We start from the raw sequence: 16,460 nt of genomic DNA on the forward strand, positions 1-16,460 counted from the left end.
TTCTCGCCCGTCACGGACAGTGCCCTGCACCAGGGTGGGTGGTTTCCGACGTGGCGATGATCTCGTCCACGATCTCGTCGGCCGCGCGGTGGCCCGAGGCGATGCAGGCGGGGATGCCGACACCCTCGTACACGGCTCCGGCGAGGCGCAGTCCGGGCAGCTCGGCGACGGCCTCGCGGACGCGGGCGATGCGGGCGAGGTGGCCGACGGGGTACTGCGGGAGGCCGTCGGTCCAGCGGGTGACGGTGGTCGCGACGGGGCGGGCGGTCAGCCCCGCGGCCGCGCCGAGGTCCTTGAGTGAGGCCTCGACGAGGTCGGCGTCGTCGCGGAGGATCTGCTCCTCCTCGCCGTAGCGGCCGACGGAGGTGCGGAGCACGAAGAGGTCGGGGGCGGCGTCGGAGACCCACTGCCACTTCTGGCTGGAGAAGGTGGACGCCTTGATGGTGTGCCCGTCGACGGGCGGCACGAGGAACCCGGACCCGGGCAGGCCCTGGACGTCGGAGCGGCGGAAGGCGAGGGTGACGAGGGCCATGGAGGCGTACTCGACGGCTCCGAGCTCGCCGGCGGCCCGGGGCGCCTCGTGGCCGAGCAGCTCGGTGGCGGCCCAGGCGGGTGTGGCGAGGACGACCGCGTCGGCGACGATGCTCCGCCCCCCGGCGACGACGCGCCACCGGGTGGCGGGCCCGGGTCCGCCGAGGGTGTCCGGGGATTCCGGCGCGGCCGGAATCCGGCGGAGTTCGGTCACCGGGGCGTGCGTGAGGATCTCGCCGCCCGCGGCGCGGATCGCCGTGGCGACCGCGTCGGGCAGGGTGCCGATGCCGCCTTCGATGCCCATGAAGGCGGAACCGCCGAGGCCGGTGGCCGCGCCGGCCGCGTCCGACGGGGTCGCGGCGCCCGCCCGCTGGACGGCGTGGACGGCCTCGGTGAGCGTGGCGTGGGTACGGGCCGCGGCGAAGAGGGCGGGGACGGCGGCCCGCATCGAGATCCGGTAGGCGTCGCCGGCGTAGACCCCGCCGAGCAGCGGCTCGACCAGCCGGTCGACGACCTCGTGGCCCATCCGGTCGGCGACGTACGCGCCGATGGCGATGTCCTCGCCGATCTCGGCCGGGGGCAGTTCCCGGTCCCGCTCGACCCGGCGCAGCCCCTCCTCGGAGAGGAGGTCGGCGAGGGCCGCGGCGTCGCCGGGGACGCCCATGACGTGCCCCTTGGGCATCGGGCGCAGCGTTCCGCGGCTCCACACGGACGCGGTGGTCGTCGCGGGCGGCCGGAGCCGGTCGCCGAGGCCGACGGCGCGGGCCAGCGCCACCGCCTCGGGGCGGCGGGCGAGCAGCGACTCGGCCCCGAGGTCGACGGGGGCGCCGGCGATCTCCCCGGCGAGCAGCTTGCCGCCGACCCGGTCGCCGCCTTCGAGCAGCGTCACCCGTGCTCCGGCGGACAGCAGCCGGTGGGCGGCGGCGAGGCCGGCGATGCCGCCTCCGACTACGACAACGTGCGCGTTCATGGCTCCACTCTCTCAAAACCCGTTCCGAGGCCGGAACGTGACCGCTTCGCTACCGCGCGGGGGCAACCCGCGCCCCCTCCCGGTACGTCGAACCGGCAACACTCACCATCACCCCAGGGGGATCCCATGCGCGGAGTGCGAGGAGCGCGAAGAGCGGCTGTGGCGCTGCTGACGGTGTCGTTGGCGCTGACCGGCTGCGGCGGGACGGCGGACAGCGGCGCCGACAGCAAGGGGCTGAGCGCGGCGAGGCCTGCCGAGGGCGCCGAGGGCGCTGCGGACCGGGGCTACGCGTCGGACGGCGCCAGTGGCTCGGACAAGGCGCCGGCGACCCCGGAGAAGCCCGTCGGGGTACCCCGGCAGCAGCACGTGATCCGTACCGCCGAGCTGAGTGTGGAGGTCGAGGACGCGTCCAAGGCGTTGGCCACCGCCCGTCGGGTCACCGAGGGCGCGGGCGGCCAGGTGGCCAACGAGTCGACCGAGCGGATCGACGGCACGCACATGACCTCGCGGATCGTGCTGCGGGTGCCGCAGGACCGGTACGCGTCGGTGCTCGGCGAGCTGGCGGGCACCGGCCGGCTGCTGTCCCGGAAGGCGGACGCGAAGGACGTCACCGAGCAGGTGGTGGACGTGGAGAGCCGGATCGCCACCCAGCGGGCGAGCGTCGACCGGGTGCGCGCGCTGATGAACCGCGCGGAGAAACTGAGCGACGTGGTCACCCTTGAGGGTGAGCTGAGCCGTCGTCAGGCGGATCTGGAGTCGCTGCTGGCTCAGCGGGCCTCGCTGAAGGACCGAACGACGATGGCGACGATCACCCTCGAACTCACCGAGAAGGAGACGGAGAAGGCGTCGGAGTCCGAGGACCGTCCGGGCTTCCTGGACGCTCTCGCGGGTGGCTGGAGCGCGCTGGTGACGGCGCTGGCCTGGGTCGTGATCGTGCTGGCGGCGGTCGCGCCGTGGCTGGCGGTGGCCCTCGCCCTGTACCTGCTGTGGCGGATGCTCGTCCGACCACGGCTGCGGCGTCGCACGACCGGCGCACCGGCAGCGGCGGGACCGGCTCCGGCAGGACCGGCGCAGCCGGTTCCGGCTCAGGCGGCACCGGCTCAGGCGGGATCCGCGAAGGCGCCGGCGCAGGGACCTGACACATCCACGGACTGAACCACCGGGCCGACGTAGCGTGTTCGTATGAGCGAACGACTGGTGGTCATCGGCGGCGATGCGGCGGGTATGTCCGCCGCATCGCAGGCACGCAGGCTCAAGACGCCCGGGGAGCTGGAGATCGTCGCCTTCGAGCGCGGTCACTTCTCCTCGTACTCGGCCTGCGGCATCCCGTACTGGGTCGGCGGCGACGTCGAGGAGCGCGACGAGCTGATCGCGCGCACTCCTGAGGAGCATCGGGCGCGCGACATCGATCTGCGGACGCGGACCGAGGTGACCGAGGTGGACGTGCCGGGGCAACGGGTGCGCACCCGGGACCTGGAGTCGGGCACGGAGGCGTGGACGGGCTTCGACAAGCTGGTGATCGCGACCGGCGCCCGGCCGATGCGGCCGCCGCTGCCGGGGATCGACGCCCCGGGGGTGCACGGGGTGCAGACGCTGGACGACGGACAGGCGCTGCTCGACTCGCTGGAGCGTACGGAGGGCCGGCGCGCGGTGGTCGTGGGCGCCGGGTACATCGGCGTGGAGATGGCCGAGGCCCTGCTGAACCGGGGCTACGAGGTGACGGTGCTCAACCGGGGCGAGCAGCCGATGGCGACGCTCGACCCCGACATGGGGCGCCTGGTCCACCGCGCGATGGACGGTCTCGGCATCAGGACGGTCGGCTCATCGGCGGTCACGAAGATCCTCACGGGTGAGGAAGGCCGGGTCCGGGCGGTGGCGACGGAGGACGCCGAGTACCCGGCGGACGTGGTGGTCCTCGGGACGGGCGTGGTCCCGGAGACGACCCTGGCGCGGGCGGCCGGGCTGCCGCTCGGGACGTACGGCGGTCTGCTCACCGATCTCGCGATGCGGGTGCGGGGTCACGAGAACATCTGGGCGGGCGGCGACTGTGTCGAGGTGCTCGACCTGGTGTCGGGCCGCGAGCGGCACATCGCGCTGGGCACGCACGCCAACAAGCACGGGCAGGTCATCGGCTCGAACGTGGGCGGCGGCTACGCCACCTTCCCGGGTGTGGTCGGCACGGCGGTGTCGAAGGTGTGCGACCTGGAGATCGCGCGCACCGGTCTGCGGGAGAAGGACGCCCGCGAGGTCGGACTGCGGTACGTGACGGTGACGATCGAGTCGACCAGCCGGGCGGGCTACTACCCGGGCGCGGCGCCGATGACGGTGAAGATGCTCGCGGAGCGGCGTACGGGCCGGCTGCTCGGGGTGCAGATCGTGGGCCGTGAGGGCGCGGCGAAGCGGGTGGACATCGCGGCGGTGGCGTTGACGGCCGGGATGACCGTGGAGCAGATGACGGCCCTGGACCTGGGGTACGCGCCGCCGTTCTCGCCGGTGTGGGATCCGGTGCTGATCGCGGCGCGCAAGGCGATGGCGGCGGTGCGCGCGGCGGGCTGATCCGAGCCCCGCGGATGCGCCGTCGCTCCCGGGCGGGGACGACGGCGCATTCACCCGAAGGCGTCGGCTCAGACGGCCGTCCTTGTGTGGACGTACTCCACCAGGCGCGTCAGGGCGTCCGGGTCCATCGCCGGCATGACGCCGTGGCCCAGGTTGAAGACATGGCCCTCCAGACTCTTGGCGGCGGCGAGGACCTCGTCCGTCTTCGCCTCGACGACCTCGGTGGAGGCGAAGAGCACGGCCGGGTCCAGGTTGCCCTGGAGCGCCTTGCCGGGGCCGACGCGGCGGGCGGCCTCGTCCATCGGGACGCGCCAGTCGACGCCGACGACGTCCGCGCCCGCCTCGCCCATGAGGCCGAGCAGCTCACCCGTACCGACGCCGAAGTGGATCCGCGGGACGCCGTACGAGGCGACCGCGTCGAAGACCTTCACGGAGGCGGGCATGACCGAGCGCCGGTAGTCGGCGGGGGCCAGCGCGCCGACCCAGGAGTCGAAGAGCTGGACGGCGGAGGCGCCGGCCTCGATCTGGACCTTGAGGAAGGCCGAGGTGATCTCGGCGAGGCGGTCGAGCAGATCGGCCCACAGCTGCGGGTCGCCGTACATCAGCGCCTTGGTGTGCTCGTGGCTGCGGGACGGACCGCCCTCGACGAGGTAGCTCGCGAGGGTGAAAGGCGCGCCGGCGAAACCGATGAGCGGGGTGGAGCCCAGCTCGCCGGTGAGCATCCCGATGGCCTCGGTGACGTAGTGGACGTCCTCGGGGGTCAGGTCGCGCAGTCGGTCCAGGTCGGCGCGGGTCCGGATCGGGTCGGCGACGACCGGGCCGACGCCCGGCTTGATGTCGAGGTCGATGCCGATGGCCTTGAGCGGGACGACGATGTCGCTGAAGTAGATCGCCGCGTCCACCTTGTGGCGGCGCACGGGCTGCAGCGTGATCTCGGTGACCAGCTCGGGCCGCATGCAGGACTCGAGCATCGGAATGCCCTCGCGGACCTTCAGGTACTCGGGCAGCGAGCGCCCCGCCTGCCGCATGAACCAGACAGGCGTGTGCGGCACGGCCTCGCGCCGGCACGCCTTGAGGAACGCGGAGTCGTACGTCTGCGGCTGGTGCTTCGTCTGCTGGCCCACGGGGCTGTCATTGGCACTCACGCCCAGAATCTTCGCATGTGGCGGGAAGCCGCTCGTCCGGGCCGGGTGTCCCTCCCTGCGCGAGGCCCCCATTCCGCCTACTCTTCCCCGCATGGCTGCGGCTCAGGGACATTTTTCCGATCATTCCGACGGCGACGAACAGGCGGGCGACTCGGCGGGCAAAACGGAGACGAACCCGGTGCCGCCCGCTTTCCGGCGGGCGGTCGAGGCACTGCGTTCGGCCCGGCTGCGGCCGGAGGTCGAGATCGATCCGACCCGGCCGCCGCAGCGGCTCGCTCCGTACTCGTACGCGCTGGAAGCGGCGGTGGTGGAGGGCGAGGAGGATCTGGCCGACGGCCGGCTGGTCCTGCTGCACGATCCGGACGGGCACGACGCCTGGAAGGGAACGTTCCGGCTGGTGACGCTGGTACGGGCGGAGCTGGAGCCGGAGATGGCCTCGGACCCGCTGCTGCCGGAGGTCTGCTGGTCCTGGCTGACCGGCGCGCTGGAGGCGCGGGGTCTGCCGTACGGCGAGGCGAGCGGTACGGTCACCCAGGCGGGCTCCCACTACTTCGGTGGGCTCGCCGAGCGCCGTCCCGCGACCCAGATCGAGATCCGGGCCTCGTGGACGCCGCAGGAGGGCCTGGGGGGCGTGCCGGACACCGCGGCGCACCTGACGGCCTGGTGCGATCTGCTCTGCCAGATCGCGGGTCTCCCGCCGACCGCGCCCGATCCGGGGGCGGGGACGATCTCGGGTGCGGGGGTCGTCTCGCTGCCTCAGCGCAGGGGTCCGCAGCAGCCGTAGTGACGCCTCCGGGATCGCCCGGAAGGAGGCTCACTCGTAGGATGATCGATCACGCGTCCGAATTGCCCGAATTGTTACTCACCAAATCGTGATCTTTCCCTAAAGGCGGGCGCCCGAGCTGCCGAAGGAGTCAATGACCCCTTCACCGCACGGGTTCGCCCCCGGCTTCTTCCCCGAGCCGGCTCCGTCCCGCATCTCCCCAGGAGGCCGTGTGTCCGTTCTCCTCGAGCAGCCCGCAAGCCTGGTCGCCTACCGCCCGAACAAGCCGACGGCCATGGTCGTCGTGGCCGACCCGCGCGTCCGCTCCACCGTCACCCGCCACCTGTGGGCCCTCGGAGTACGTGACGTCATCGAGGCGTCGTCCATCGCTGAGGCCCGTCCCCGCGTCGGCAACCCCCGCGACATCTGCGTGGCCGACGTCCACCTCCCCGACGGCAGCGGCCTCACGCTGCTGTCCGAGACCCGCGCGGCGGGCTGGCCCAACGGCCTCGCCCTCTCCGCGGCCGACGACATCGGCGCCGTGCGCAACGCACTGGCCGGTGGCGTCAAGGGCTACGTCGTCACGGGTACGCGTACGAACATCGGGCACCCCACCCGCCCCGGCGCCGCCCCCATCGGCTCCGCGGCCGCCCGCCTCGGCCACCGCCGCCCCCCGGGTGCCCCGAGCCACCCGGGCGGCTACCGCGAGCTCTCCGGCCGTGAGGTCGAGGTGCTCCGGCTGGTCGCCGAGGGTCAGTCGAACAAGGCCATCGGCGTCTCGATGGGCCTGTCCGCGCTGACCGTGAAGAGCCACCTCGCCCGGATCGCGCGCAAGCTCGGCACGGGTGACCGGGCCGGCATGGTCGCGGTGGCACTGCGCACCGGGATCATCCACTGACCGCAGCAGGCCGTACCGGACCGGAATCGGGCCGGAATCGGGCCCCGGACGAGCCGCGTCACCGGGCCCGCAGCGCTCCCTGAACGGTTGACGAAAGATCGGCGCCTGTCGACGGAACGTTCCGTCGACAGGCGCTTGCCGTTCACAGATACCCTTGACACGTGACCGACGCCCAAGAGACCGCAGCAGACACAGCACTGCGAACCACCGGGGGCGCTCCCCCGGACGACGACGTCCCTGCGAACGGGCTGCCGATCCCCTTGCTGGAGCCCCGCGAGGGCATTCCGCCCGTCGTCGAGACCGACGAGGCCCTCGCCGAAGTGATCGCCGCCTTCGCCGCGGGCCGCGGCCCCGTCGCCGTGGACGCCGAGCGCGCCTCCGGCTACCGCTACGGGCAGCGCGCCTATCTCGTCCAGCTCCGCCGCGAGGGCGCGGGCACCGCGCTCGTCGACCCCGTGGGCTGCCCCGATCTGTCCGGACTCGGCGAGGCGCTCGCCGGGACCGAGTGGATCCTGCACGCGGCCACCCAGGACCTGCCCTGCCTGCGCGACATAGGCATGGTGCCGACCCGGCTCTTCGACACCGAGCTCGCCGGCCGACTGGCGGGCTTCCCGAGGGTCGGGCTCGGGGCGATGGTCGAGTCCGTCCTCGGCTACGCCCTGGAGAAGGGGCACTCCGCGGTGGACTGGTCCACCCGCCCGCTGCCCGAGCCCTGGCTCCGGTACGCCGCGCTGGACGTCGAGCTGCTCGTCGACCTGCGTGACGCACTGGAGAAGGAGCTCGACCGGCAGGGCAAGCTGGAGTGGGCCCACCAGGAGTTCGACGCGATCGCCTCGGCCCCGCCCGCGCCGCCGCGCAAGGACCCGTGGCGCCGGACCTCCGGGATGCACAAGGTGCGGCGCCGTCGCCAGATGGCGGTCGTACGGGAGCTGTGGACGGCCCGTGACCGGATCGCGCAGCGGCGGGACGTCTCGCCGGGCAAGGTGCTCAGCGACACCGCGATCGTGGAGGCGGCGCTCGCCGTGCCCACGAACGTGGCCGCGCTGACCGCGCTGCCGGGCTTCGGGCACCGCATGGGCCGACGCCAGCTCGAGCAGTGGCAGACGGCCGTGGACCGCGCGAAGGCCCTCCCGGACAACGAGCTCCCCCAGCCCGGCCAGCCGGTCGCGGGTCCCCCGCCGCCGCGCGCCTGGGCGGACAAGGACCCGGCGGCGGCCGCCCGCCTTTCGGCGGCCCGCGCGGCGGTCTCGGCCCTCGCGGAGGAGCTGAACCTCCCCCAGGAGAACCTGATCACCCCGGACACGGTCCGCCGCGTCTGCTGGGAACCCCCGGCTCCGGCGACCGAGGGCTCAGTCGCCGAGGCCCTCACGGGCTACGGGGCTCGGCCCTGGCAGGTGGGCCTGGTGACCCCGCTGCTGGTGACGGCGCTGGCCGCGCGGGCCTGATCCGGTCCGCCGGGTCCGTCTGACGGGATCCTCACTCCATGGGCGTGAGGATCTCGTCCTCGTCCCGGTAGAAGCTCCCTCGGGACTCGCCGAAGATCTTGCCGTGCTTGAGCCAGTGCTCGGACATCGTGTGCACCAGCTTCGCCTTGCGCTCCCAGACGATCTGATGGCCCGCGCAGGAGAGCCGGAACATCAGCTTCTTGGGCCCGGGGATCTTCTTGTAGAGCTCGGACGTGGAGAAGTACAGGAGACCGAGATCCGGCGCGGTGTTGATGATCGAGTCGTGCTCGCCGTACACGATGCACACGGGCACCTTCTCACCGAGGATTCCGTGCAGGGGCACGGTGGTCGAGTTCCAGCCCCACCAGTAGGAGTTGCGGACCCGGTTGAGCCCCTCGGGAGATCCGGCCACGGTGCCGCCCCACTTGGCGCCCTCCTTGTCGACCGCCATGATCGCCTTCCACACCTCGTCGACCATCCCGGCCTCGCGCTGGTCCGGACAGCCCAGGTCCTTCTTCCAGGAATTGTCGAGACCGGCCTTGGTGCCGACGGTCATCGGGAAGCCGAAAGCGCCGGCCGGCGTGGACACCGGCAGCGGCACGGGGGCCCCGAAATCGGTACCGTCGGCACTCTTCCTGCCCTCCGGCGGGAAGATCGGGGCCAGCAGGAAGAGGCTGCGCACCTTGTCGGAGTACTGGATGCTGTAGGGCCCGAGCTGCTGGGAGGCCGCGGACCAGCCGATCAGGTCGACCTTCGTCGTGCCGGTGCGCTGGAGGATGAAGTCGACGATTGTGTCGACCTCGTCCCAGTCGCTCTGGGAGTTGTTCAGCTGGGAGGTGTAGGCCAGCGGGCCGTTGTAGAGCGTCCCGTTCGGGTTGGGGACGAGGAGCTGCTGCTGGGCGACGGTGGGGCTGACGTTGTGCGGGTCGTCCATCTGCGGCCGGGGGGACAGACCGGAGCCCTGCAGCTCCATCACGTACACGTCGAAGCCGGCCTTCGCCAGCTCGGCGGCCCAGCTGTACTTCTTGTACGGCAGGTCGAAGCCGGCCACAGCGGGGACGCTGCGGCCGTGGAGCATGAGGACGGGCCTGCGCGGACTGCTGGGGGATGTGGCCTTGTGCTCCCGCACGAAGAGCTTGACCTTCAGCCCTTTGTTCGCCGGGATGGACGATTCGTGGTCCACGTAGAGGTCGGTGGCGGCCATGGGGTGCTCCGTTCTCCGGGTTCGGGTCCGGGACGGTCGCCCGGGGTGCGATCAGCGTCCGCTCGGACCCGCGTCCGGCATGGTTGACGTGACCGTGTCGACCTCGCCGTCGACCCGATCGGGTAGCCGCGGCACTCCGATCGGGCGGGCGTACGCGGGGCGCACAAATGCGCCCCGGCGCATCGGGCGGAGTGTGACCTTCACCGCTCCGGCCCCCGGGGCTGGGCAGCCCGGTTACCCGCAAGTAGCATGGGGGGAGCAAGCGCGCGCTTAGCCGCGTGCCGCAGCAGTGCCATCCCGCACCCTGGAGGAGAGCCATCGTGCCTCGTACCGTCAGGGACGTCGTCTTCGTCGACGGCGTCCGCACCCCGTTCGGCAAGGCGGGCCCGAAGGGCATCTACCACGAGACCCGCGCCGACGATCTCGTCGTGAAGGCCATCCGGGAGCTGCTGCGCCGCAACCCCGGCCTCGACCCCGCGAAGATCGACGAGGTCGCCATCGCCGCGACCACGCAGATCGGTGACCAGGGTCTGACCCTCGGCCGCACCGCCGGCATCCTCGCCGGTCTGCCGCAGTCCGTCCCGGGCTACTCCATCGACCGTATGTGCGCCGGCGCGCTGACCGCCGTCACCTCGGTCGCCGGCTCCATCGCGTTCGGCGCCTACGACGCCGTCATCGCCGGTGGCGTCGAGCACATGGGCCGCCACCCCATGGGCGAGGGCGTCGACCCGAACCCGCGGTTCGTGAGCGAGAAGCTGGTCGACGAGTCCGCCCTGTTCATGGGCATGACCGCCGAGAACCTGCACGACCGCTACCCGAGCATCACCAAGCAGCGCGCCGACGAGTACGCCGTGCGCTCGCAGGAGAAGGCCGCCAAGGCGTACGCCGACGGCAAGATCCAGCAGGACCTGGTGCCGATCTCGGTCCGCCGCACCAACGCCGAGGCCGGCGAGACCGGCTGGGGCCTGGTCACCGCCGACGAGCCGATGCGCCCGGGCACCACCCTGGAGTCGCTGGCGAACCTGAAGACGCCGTTCCGCGTCCACGGCAACGTCACCGCCGGTAACGCGGCCGGTCTCAACGACGGCGCCACCGCCTCGATCATCGCCTCCGAGGACTTCGCCCGCGAGAACAACCTCCCGGTGAAGATGCGCCTCGTCTCGTACGCCTTCGCCGGCGTCGAGCCCGAGGTCATGGGCTACGGCCCGATCCCGGCGACCGAGAAGGCTCTCGCCCAGGCCGGTCTCTCGATCGAGGACATCGACCTCTTCGAGATCAACGAGGCCTTCGCGGTCCAGGTCCTGGCGTTCCTGGAGCACTACGGCATCGCCGACGACGACGCGCGCGTCAACCAGTACGGCGGCGCCATCGCCTACGGTCACCCGCTCGCCTCCTCCGGCGTCCGTCTCATGACGCAGCTGGCCCGCCAGTTCGAGGAGAACCCGCAGGTCCGCTACGGCCTCAACACGATGTGCGTCGGCTTCGGCATGGGCGCGACCGTCATCTGGGAGAACCCCCACTGGGAGGGCAAGTGAGCACCACCGCCGAGCTTCTGAAGGGTGCGGCCGAGCTGTTCCCGGACGAGGTCGTCACCAGCGCCCACGTACGGCACTTCGAACTGCCCGCGGGTGCGGGCCGGTTCGCGCTGATCACGCTGGACAACGGCTTCGACCACACCAAGCCGACCACCTTCGGTCCGCAGTCCCTGGCGAACCTCAACACGGCGATCGACCAGGTCGAGGCCGAGGCCGCCAACGGTGAGATCGTCGGCGTCGGTGTCACCGGCAAGCCGTTCATCTTCGCGGTGGGCGCCGACCTCAAGGGCGTCGAGCTGCTCAAGCAGCACACCGACGCGCTCGCCATCGGCAAGGGCGGCCACGACGTCTTCAAGCGTCTGTCCGCGCTGGCCGTGCCGACCTTCGCGTACTACAACGGCGCGGCGATGGGCGGCGGTGTCGAGGTCGGTCTGCACTGCACCTACCGCACCGTCTCCAAGGCCCTGCCCGCCTTCTCGCTGCCCGAGGTCTTCCTCGGTCTGGTGCCCGGCTGGGGCGGCTGCACGATCCTGCCGAACCTGATCGGCGCGGAGAAGGCCGTCACGGTCATCATCGAGAACTCGCTGAACCAGAACCGTCAGCTCAAGGGCAAGCAGGTCTTCGAGCTCGGCATCGCCGACGCGATCTTCGAGGGCGCGGACTTCCTGGAGCAGTCGCTGATCTGGACCGCCTCGGTCCTCAACGGCTCGGTCGCGGTGGAGCGTCCGGAGATCGACCGCGGTGAGGGCTGGGACCAGGCCGTCGCCAAGGGCCGGTTCATCGCCGACTCCAAGGTGCACGGCGCGGCCCCGGCCGCGTACCGCGCCCTGGACATCATCGAGGCGTCCAAGGACGGCGACCTGCAGAAGGGCTTCGACGCCGAGGACCAGGCCCTCGCGGACCTGATCATGGGCGGCGAGCTGCGCTCGGGCATCTACGCCTTCAACCTGGTGCAGAAGCGCGGCAAGCGCCCCGCCGGTGCCCCGGACAAGTCGCTGGCCCGCCCTGTCACCAAGGTCGGTGTCGTCGGCGCCGGTCTGATGGCCTCCCAGCTCGCGCTGCTCTTCCTGCGCCGCCTCGAGGTGCCGGTCGTCCTGACCGACATCGACCAGGAGCGCGTCGACAAGGGTGTGGGCTACGTCCACGCCGAGATCGAGAAGCTGCTCGGCAAGGGCCGGATCAACCAGGACAAGGCCAACCGTCTCAAGGGCCTGGTCTCCGGCGTCCTGGACAAGGCCGCCGGCTTCGCGGACGCGGACTTCATCATCGAGGCCGTGTTCGAGGAGATGTCCGTCAAGCAGAAGGTGTTCGCGGAGGTCGAGGCGGTCGCCCCGGCGCACGCGATCCTCGCCACCAACACCTCCTCGCTGTCGGTCTCGGAGATGGCCTCGAAGCTCCAGCACCCGGAGCGCGTGGTCGGCTTCCACTTCTTCAACCCGGTCGCGATCCTCCCGCTCCTGGAGATCGTGCGCGGCGAGAAGACGGACGACGCCTCCCTCGCCACCGCGTTCGGTGTCGCCAAGAAGCTGAAGAAGACCGCGGTCCTCACCAAGGACGCCCCGGCGTTCGTCGTGAACCGCATCCTGACCCGCTTCATGGGCGAGATCCAGAACGTCATCGACGAGGGCACCTCGGTCGAGACGGCGGAGAAGGCCATCGAGCCGCTCGGCCTGCCGATGTCCCCGCTGGTCCTCCTGGAGCTCGTCGGCCCGGCGATCGGTCTGCACGTCTCCGAGACCCTGAACCGCGCCTTCCCGGAGCGCTTCACCGTCTCCCCGAACCTGGCGGCCGTGGTCAAGGCCGGCAAGCGCGGCTTCTACGTCTACGACTCCGGCCGGCCGGAGCTGGACCCCGAGGTCGCCGCGCTCCTCAAGCAGGGCGATGTCGTCCTGACCGAGGAGCAGGTCCGCGACCGCGTCCTGGACGCGGTGGCGCAGGAGATCGGCCTGATGCTGGAGGAGGGTGTCGTCGCCGAGGCGCAGGACATCGACCTCTGCCTGATCACGGGCGCGGGCTGGCCCTTCCACCTGGGCGGCATCACGCCGTACCTGGACCGTGAGGGCGTCTCCCAGCGGGTGAACGGCAAGCCGTTCCTCGCGCAGGGCGTGGCGAGCATCCCCGCGTAACGACGCGACGGTCGACTGCCGGTGGTGGCACCCCTCGGGTGCCGCCACCGGCAGTCGTCGTTCCACGGCGTCCTGTCGTACGGCACCACACGTCAACCGGGCGAACTCGTACGCCAGTCCGAGCGTTTTGCCTATACTGCACGGCCTACGGAGCAGAGGACTGAGGCAGGATGACCCAGGACATACCCACGCCGGAATCCGGCAGCGATTCCGACCGCTCCGCCTCGCGTTCGCGCAGGGCGCCGAAGCGCAGGCGCCGGACCGGGCGGATCGTCCTGCTGACACTGCTCGTCCTCCTCCTCGCCGCCGGCGGCGCCGTGTACGGGATGTACTCGAGCATCGACGGCAACATCAAGGCCGTGGACCTCGACAGGGAACTCGGGGACGACCGGCCGCAGAAGCCGGTGGCCGCCGGCCAGAACCTGCTCGTGCTCGGTTCGGACTCGCGGGCCGGGGCCAACGCGGCGCTCGACGGGGGCAAGGTGTCCGGCGCCCGGTCGGACACCGCTCTGGTGGTCCACATACCCGAGGGCCGGACGAAGGCCGTCGCGATCAGCATTCCGCGCGACACCCTGGTGACCCGGCCCGAGTGCCCGCGGAAGGGCGGCGGCACCACGCCCTCCGCCGAGCGCGTCATGTTCAACTCGGTCTACGCCCAGCACGGTCCGGCCTGTGTGGTGAAGACCGTCGAGAAGATGTCCGGGGTGCGGCTCGACCACTATCTGGAGATCGACTTCTCCGGGTTCAAGGACCTCGTCGACGCCATCGGCGGCGTCACCGTCGACCTCGACGAGCCCATCAGGAACGGCGCCGCCGGACTCGACCTCGCCGCCGGTCCGCAGAAGCTGGACGGTACCCAGTCCCTCGCCTTCGTACGGACCCGGTACGGCGTCGGCGACGGCAGCGACCTCGGCCGCATCGGGAACCAGCAGAAGTTCCTGATGGCGCTGCTCACCGAGATCAAGAGGCAGGACCTGCTGGGCAGCCCGGCCAAGACCTACAAGATCGCCGACTCCGCGACCAAGGCGCTCACCACCGACTCGGAGCTGGATTCGCTGACGGCCCTGAGCGATTTCGCCCAGTCGATGAACGGTGTGAACCCGAGCAGCATGGAGACGATCATGCTGCCCGTGGCGTACGACAAGAAGGACCCGAACCGCGTGGTGGCCCACGAGCCGAACGCGTCGCAGCTGTGGAAGGCGATCCGGGAGGACTCCCCGATCCCCGAGTCGGCGAAGAAGTCCCGCGCGACCGGCGGCTGACATCCTGTCCGCATGGACCTGGAACTTCCTCTGCTGATCGTCGACGGGGCCAACGTGGTGGGATCAAAGCCCGACGGCTGGTGGCGGGACCGGCGTGCGGCCGCCGAGCGGCTGCGGGACCGGCTCGCGGCCGCGGGCGGGCCGGAGGGCGGTCCCTTCGAGATCGTGCTGGTCGTCGAGGGCCGGGCCCGCGGAGTGGAGTCCGTGCCCGGAGTACGGGTGCAGGAGGCGCCCGGCAGCGGCGACGACCTCATCGTGGACCTGGCCCGGAACGCGAGCGGCCGGCCGTGCCTGGTGGTCACGGCCGACCGTGAACTGCGCCGGCGGGTGGGCGAACACGGGGCCCGTTGTGTGGGCCCCCGTGCCCTTCCGGAGACGGCCTAGTAGAGCGCGTCCTGGCCCGCCTTGCCCAGGCGGCTGTGGGAGCGGCCGTACAGGAAGTAGACGACGACGCCGATGGCCATCCAGACCGCGAAGCGGAACCAGGTCTCGCCGGGCAGGTTGAGCATCAGCCAGACCGACGCGGCGATGGACAGGATGGGGAGCACCGGCACCCACGGGGTACGGAACGCGCGGTGCAGGTCGGGGCGGGTGCGGCGGAGCACCATCACACCGAAGGCGACGACGACGAAGGCGAAGAGCGTGCCGATGTTCACCAGCGTCGCCAGCTCGTTGATGCTGGTGAAGCCCGCCACGATGGCGATGATCACGCCGAGCAGGATGGTCGGCCGGTAAGGCGTCTTGAAGCGCGGGTGCGTGATGGAGAAGAAGCGCGGGAGCAGCCCGTCGCGGCTCATCGCGAAGAACACCCGGGTCTGGCCGAGGAGGAGGATCAGGCAGACGGTCGTGAGACCGACGGCGGCGCCGAAGCTGATCACACCGGCGTAGAAGGGATGTCCGACCGCCTTGAAGGCGTCGGCGAGCGGAGCGCTGACCGACAGTTCGGTGTAGTGCTGCATGCCGGTCACGACCAGGGCCACGGCGACGTAGAGCACGGTGCAGATGAAGAGCGATCCCAGGATGCCGCGGGGCATGTCGCGCTGCGGGAGCTTGGTCTCCTCGGCGGCGGTGGCGACCACGTCGAAGCCGATGAAGGCGAAGAAGACGACCGAGGCGGCGGTGAAGATGCCCATGACGCCGAAGTTGGTGGCCTCGTACCCGAAGATCGTCTGAACGAGCGGGGCGTCCCAGGCGGAGCCGCCGCCCTCCGGGGTGACCGCGGGGGGAATGAACGGGTCGTAGTTGTCGCCGACGATGAAGAAGAGACCCGCGATGATCACGATCATGACGACCGTGACCTTGATGGCCACGACGAGCGCGGTGATGCGGGCGGACAGCTTCATGCCGATGACGAGGACCGCGGTCAGCACCAGGACGAGCAGGAACGCCAGGATGTCGAAGGTGCCGTCGGGCACGTCGGGCCCTTGCAGCGAGGCCGGTAGATGCCAGTCCACGTTGTCCATCAGGGAGCGTACGTAGCCGGACCAGCCGACCGCGACGACGGCCGTGCCGAGCGCGAACTCCAGGACGAGGTCCCAGCCGATGATCCAGGCCGGGAGTTCGCCGATGGAGGCGTACGCGAAGGTGTAGGCCGAGCCGGCGACGGGGACCGTCGAGGCGAACTCGGCGTAGCACAGGGCCGCGAGCGCGCAGACGATGCCGGCCGCGACGAAGGCCAGTGCGGTGGCAGGTCCCGCGTTCTCCTTGGCCACCTTGCCGGTGAGCACGAAGATGCCGGTGCCGATGATGACGCCGACGCCGAAGACCATCAGGTCCCAGGCGGAGAGCGATTTCTTGAGCGCGTGCTCGGGCTCCTCGGTGTCCCGGATCGACTGCTCGACCGTCTTCGTCCGGAACATTCCGGACGACCTGCTTGGCTGCTGGTCCGTACTCACCGTCGTACCTCCGTGCCGTCAGTTCCAGCACCCATGATCGAGACCCCGAAGGGGTGGCGCCTGTCGAGGGAACGGAGTTCACACGAATGGGCCGGTCGGCCACCCCGTGGAGTGGTCCGACCGGCCCAAT

At 71.2% G+C, this 16,460-nt stretch carries 13 protein-coding genes; 9 read left to right on the forward strand and 4 right to left on the reverse strand.

Going from position 1 to position 16,460, the window contains the following annotated elements; translation table 11 throughout:
- Nucleotides 1–10 precede the first annotated feature (10 nt).
- Entirely contained in the window at nt 11–1,501 is a 1,491-nt protein-coding gene (gene hemG / locus ACZ561_RS24550) for a protoporphyrinogen oxidase (RefSeq protein WP_470998840.1), read from the reverse strand.
- A gap of 126 nt (nt 1,502–1,627) precedes the next feature.
- Between hemG and ACZ561_RS24555 the strand changes: the two genes are divergently transcribed.
- Together ACZ561_RS24555 and ACZ561_RS24560 are read left to right on the forward strand one after the other, a co-directional pair.
- On the forward strand, nt 1,628–2,656 hold the full coding sequence (locus ACZ561_RS24555) for a DUF4349 domain-containing protein (protein WP_470998842.1): 1,029 nt from the start codon (nt 1,628–1,630) through the stop codon (nt 2,654–2,656).
- 27 nt (nt 2,657–2,683) lie between these two features.
- On the forward strand, nt 2,684–4,057 hold the full coding sequence (locus ACZ561_RS24560; RefSeq protein ID WP_470998844.1) for an FAD-dependent oxidoreductase: 1,374 nt from the start codon (nt 2,684–2,686) through the stop codon (nt 4,055–4,057).
- Nucleotides 4,058–4,125: 68 nt separating this feature from the next.
- On the opposite strand, the gene hemE is transcribed toward ACZ561_RS24560, so the two are convergent.
- On the reverse strand, nt 4,126–5,202 hold the full coding sequence (gene hemE, locus ACZ561_RS24565; protein WP_470998845.1) for a uroporphyrinogen decarboxylase: 1,077 nt from the start codon (nt 5,200–5,202) through the stop codon (nt 4,126–4,128).
- 91 nt (nt 5,203–5,293) lie between these two features.
- On the opposite strand from hemE, the gene ACZ561_RS24570 reads away from it, so the two are divergent.
- The 3 genes from ACZ561_RS24570 (at nt 5,294) to ACZ561_RS24580 (ending at nt 8,308) form a co-directional block, all read left to right on the forward strand.
- Nucleotides 5,294–5,986 (forward strand): DUF3000 domain-containing protein, encoded by a 693-nt coding sequence (locus ACZ561_RS24570; RefSeq protein WP_376431463.1) that lies wholly within the window; start codon nt 5,294–5,296, stop codon nt 5,984–5,986.
- Nucleotides 5,987–6,197: 211 nt separating this feature from the next.
- On the forward strand, nt 6,198–6,863 hold the full coding sequence (locus ACZ561_RS24575; RefSeq protein ID WP_017242457.1) for a response regulator transcription factor: 666 nt from the start codon (nt 6,198–6,200) through the stop codon (nt 6,861–6,863).
- A gap of 161 nt (nt 6,864–7,024) precedes the next feature.
- Nucleotides 7,025–8,308 carry an HRDC domain-containing protein gene (locus tag ACZ561_RS24580; protein WP_470998847.1) on the forward strand — a complete coding sequence of 428 codons (1,284 nt, stop codon included), beginning with the start codon at nt 7,025–7,027 and terminating at the stop codon, nt 8,306–8,308.
- A gap of 31 nt (nt 8,309–8,339) precedes the next feature.
- Here the strand turns inward: ACZ561_RS24580 and ACZ561_RS24585 are convergent, their stop codons facing one another.
- The gene (locus tag ACZ561_RS24585) at nt 8,340–9,512 is read right to left on the reverse strand and encodes an alpha/beta fold hydrolase (protein WP_470998849.1); all 1,173 of its coding nucleotides are present in this window, start codon (nt 9,510–9,512) and stop codon (nt 8,340–8,342) included.
- Between the two features lie 320 nt (nt 9,513–9,832).
- Here ACZ561_RS24585 and ACZ561_RS24590 point away from each other — a divergent pair, with 320 nt between their 5' ends.
- The 4 genes from ACZ561_RS24590 (at nt 9,833) to ACZ561_RS24605 (ending at nt 14,819) form a co-directional block, all read left to right on the forward strand.
- Entirely contained in the window at nt 9,833–11,047 is a 1,215-nt protein-coding gene (locus tag ACZ561_RS24590; protein ID WP_362014462.1) for a thiolase family protein, read from the forward strand.
- Nucleotides 11,044–13,173 carry a 3-hydroxyacyl-CoA dehydrogenase NAD-binding domain-containing protein gene (locus tag ACZ561_RS24595; protein WP_470998850.1) on the forward strand — a complete coding sequence of 710 codons (2,130 nt, stop codon included), beginning with the start codon at nt 11,044–11,046 and terminating at the stop codon, nt 13,171–13,173. The genes ACZ561_RS24590 and ACZ561_RS24595 overlap by 4 nt, the downstream gene beginning before the upstream one ends.
- 170 nt (nt 13,174–13,343) lie before the next feature.
- On the forward strand, nt 13,344–14,435 hold the full coding sequence (locus ACZ561_RS24600) for an LCP family protein (protein ID WP_470998852.1): 1,092 nt from the start codon (nt 13,344–13,346) through the stop codon (nt 14,433–14,435).
- 12 nt (nt 14,436–14,447) lie between these two features.
- Entirely contained in the window at nt 14,448–14,819 is a 372-nt protein-coding gene (locus tag ACZ561_RS24605; RefSeq protein ID WP_470998854.1) for a PIN domain-containing protein, read from the forward strand.
- Here ACZ561_RS24605 and ACZ561_RS24610 read toward each other — a convergent pair.
- Nucleotides 14,816–16,294 carry an amino acid permease gene (locus ACZ561_RS24610; protein ID WP_470998856.1) on the reverse strand — a complete coding sequence of 493 codons (1,479 nt, stop codon included), beginning with the start codon at nt 16,292–16,294 and terminating at the stop codon, nt 14,816–14,818. The two genes, ACZ561_RS24605 and ACZ561_RS24610, sit on opposite strands and share 4 nt — an antisense overlap.
- Between the last annotated feature and the right edge of the window lie 166 nt (nt 16,295–16,460).

This window comes from Streptomyces sp. NPDC039609, assembly GCF_055596705.1.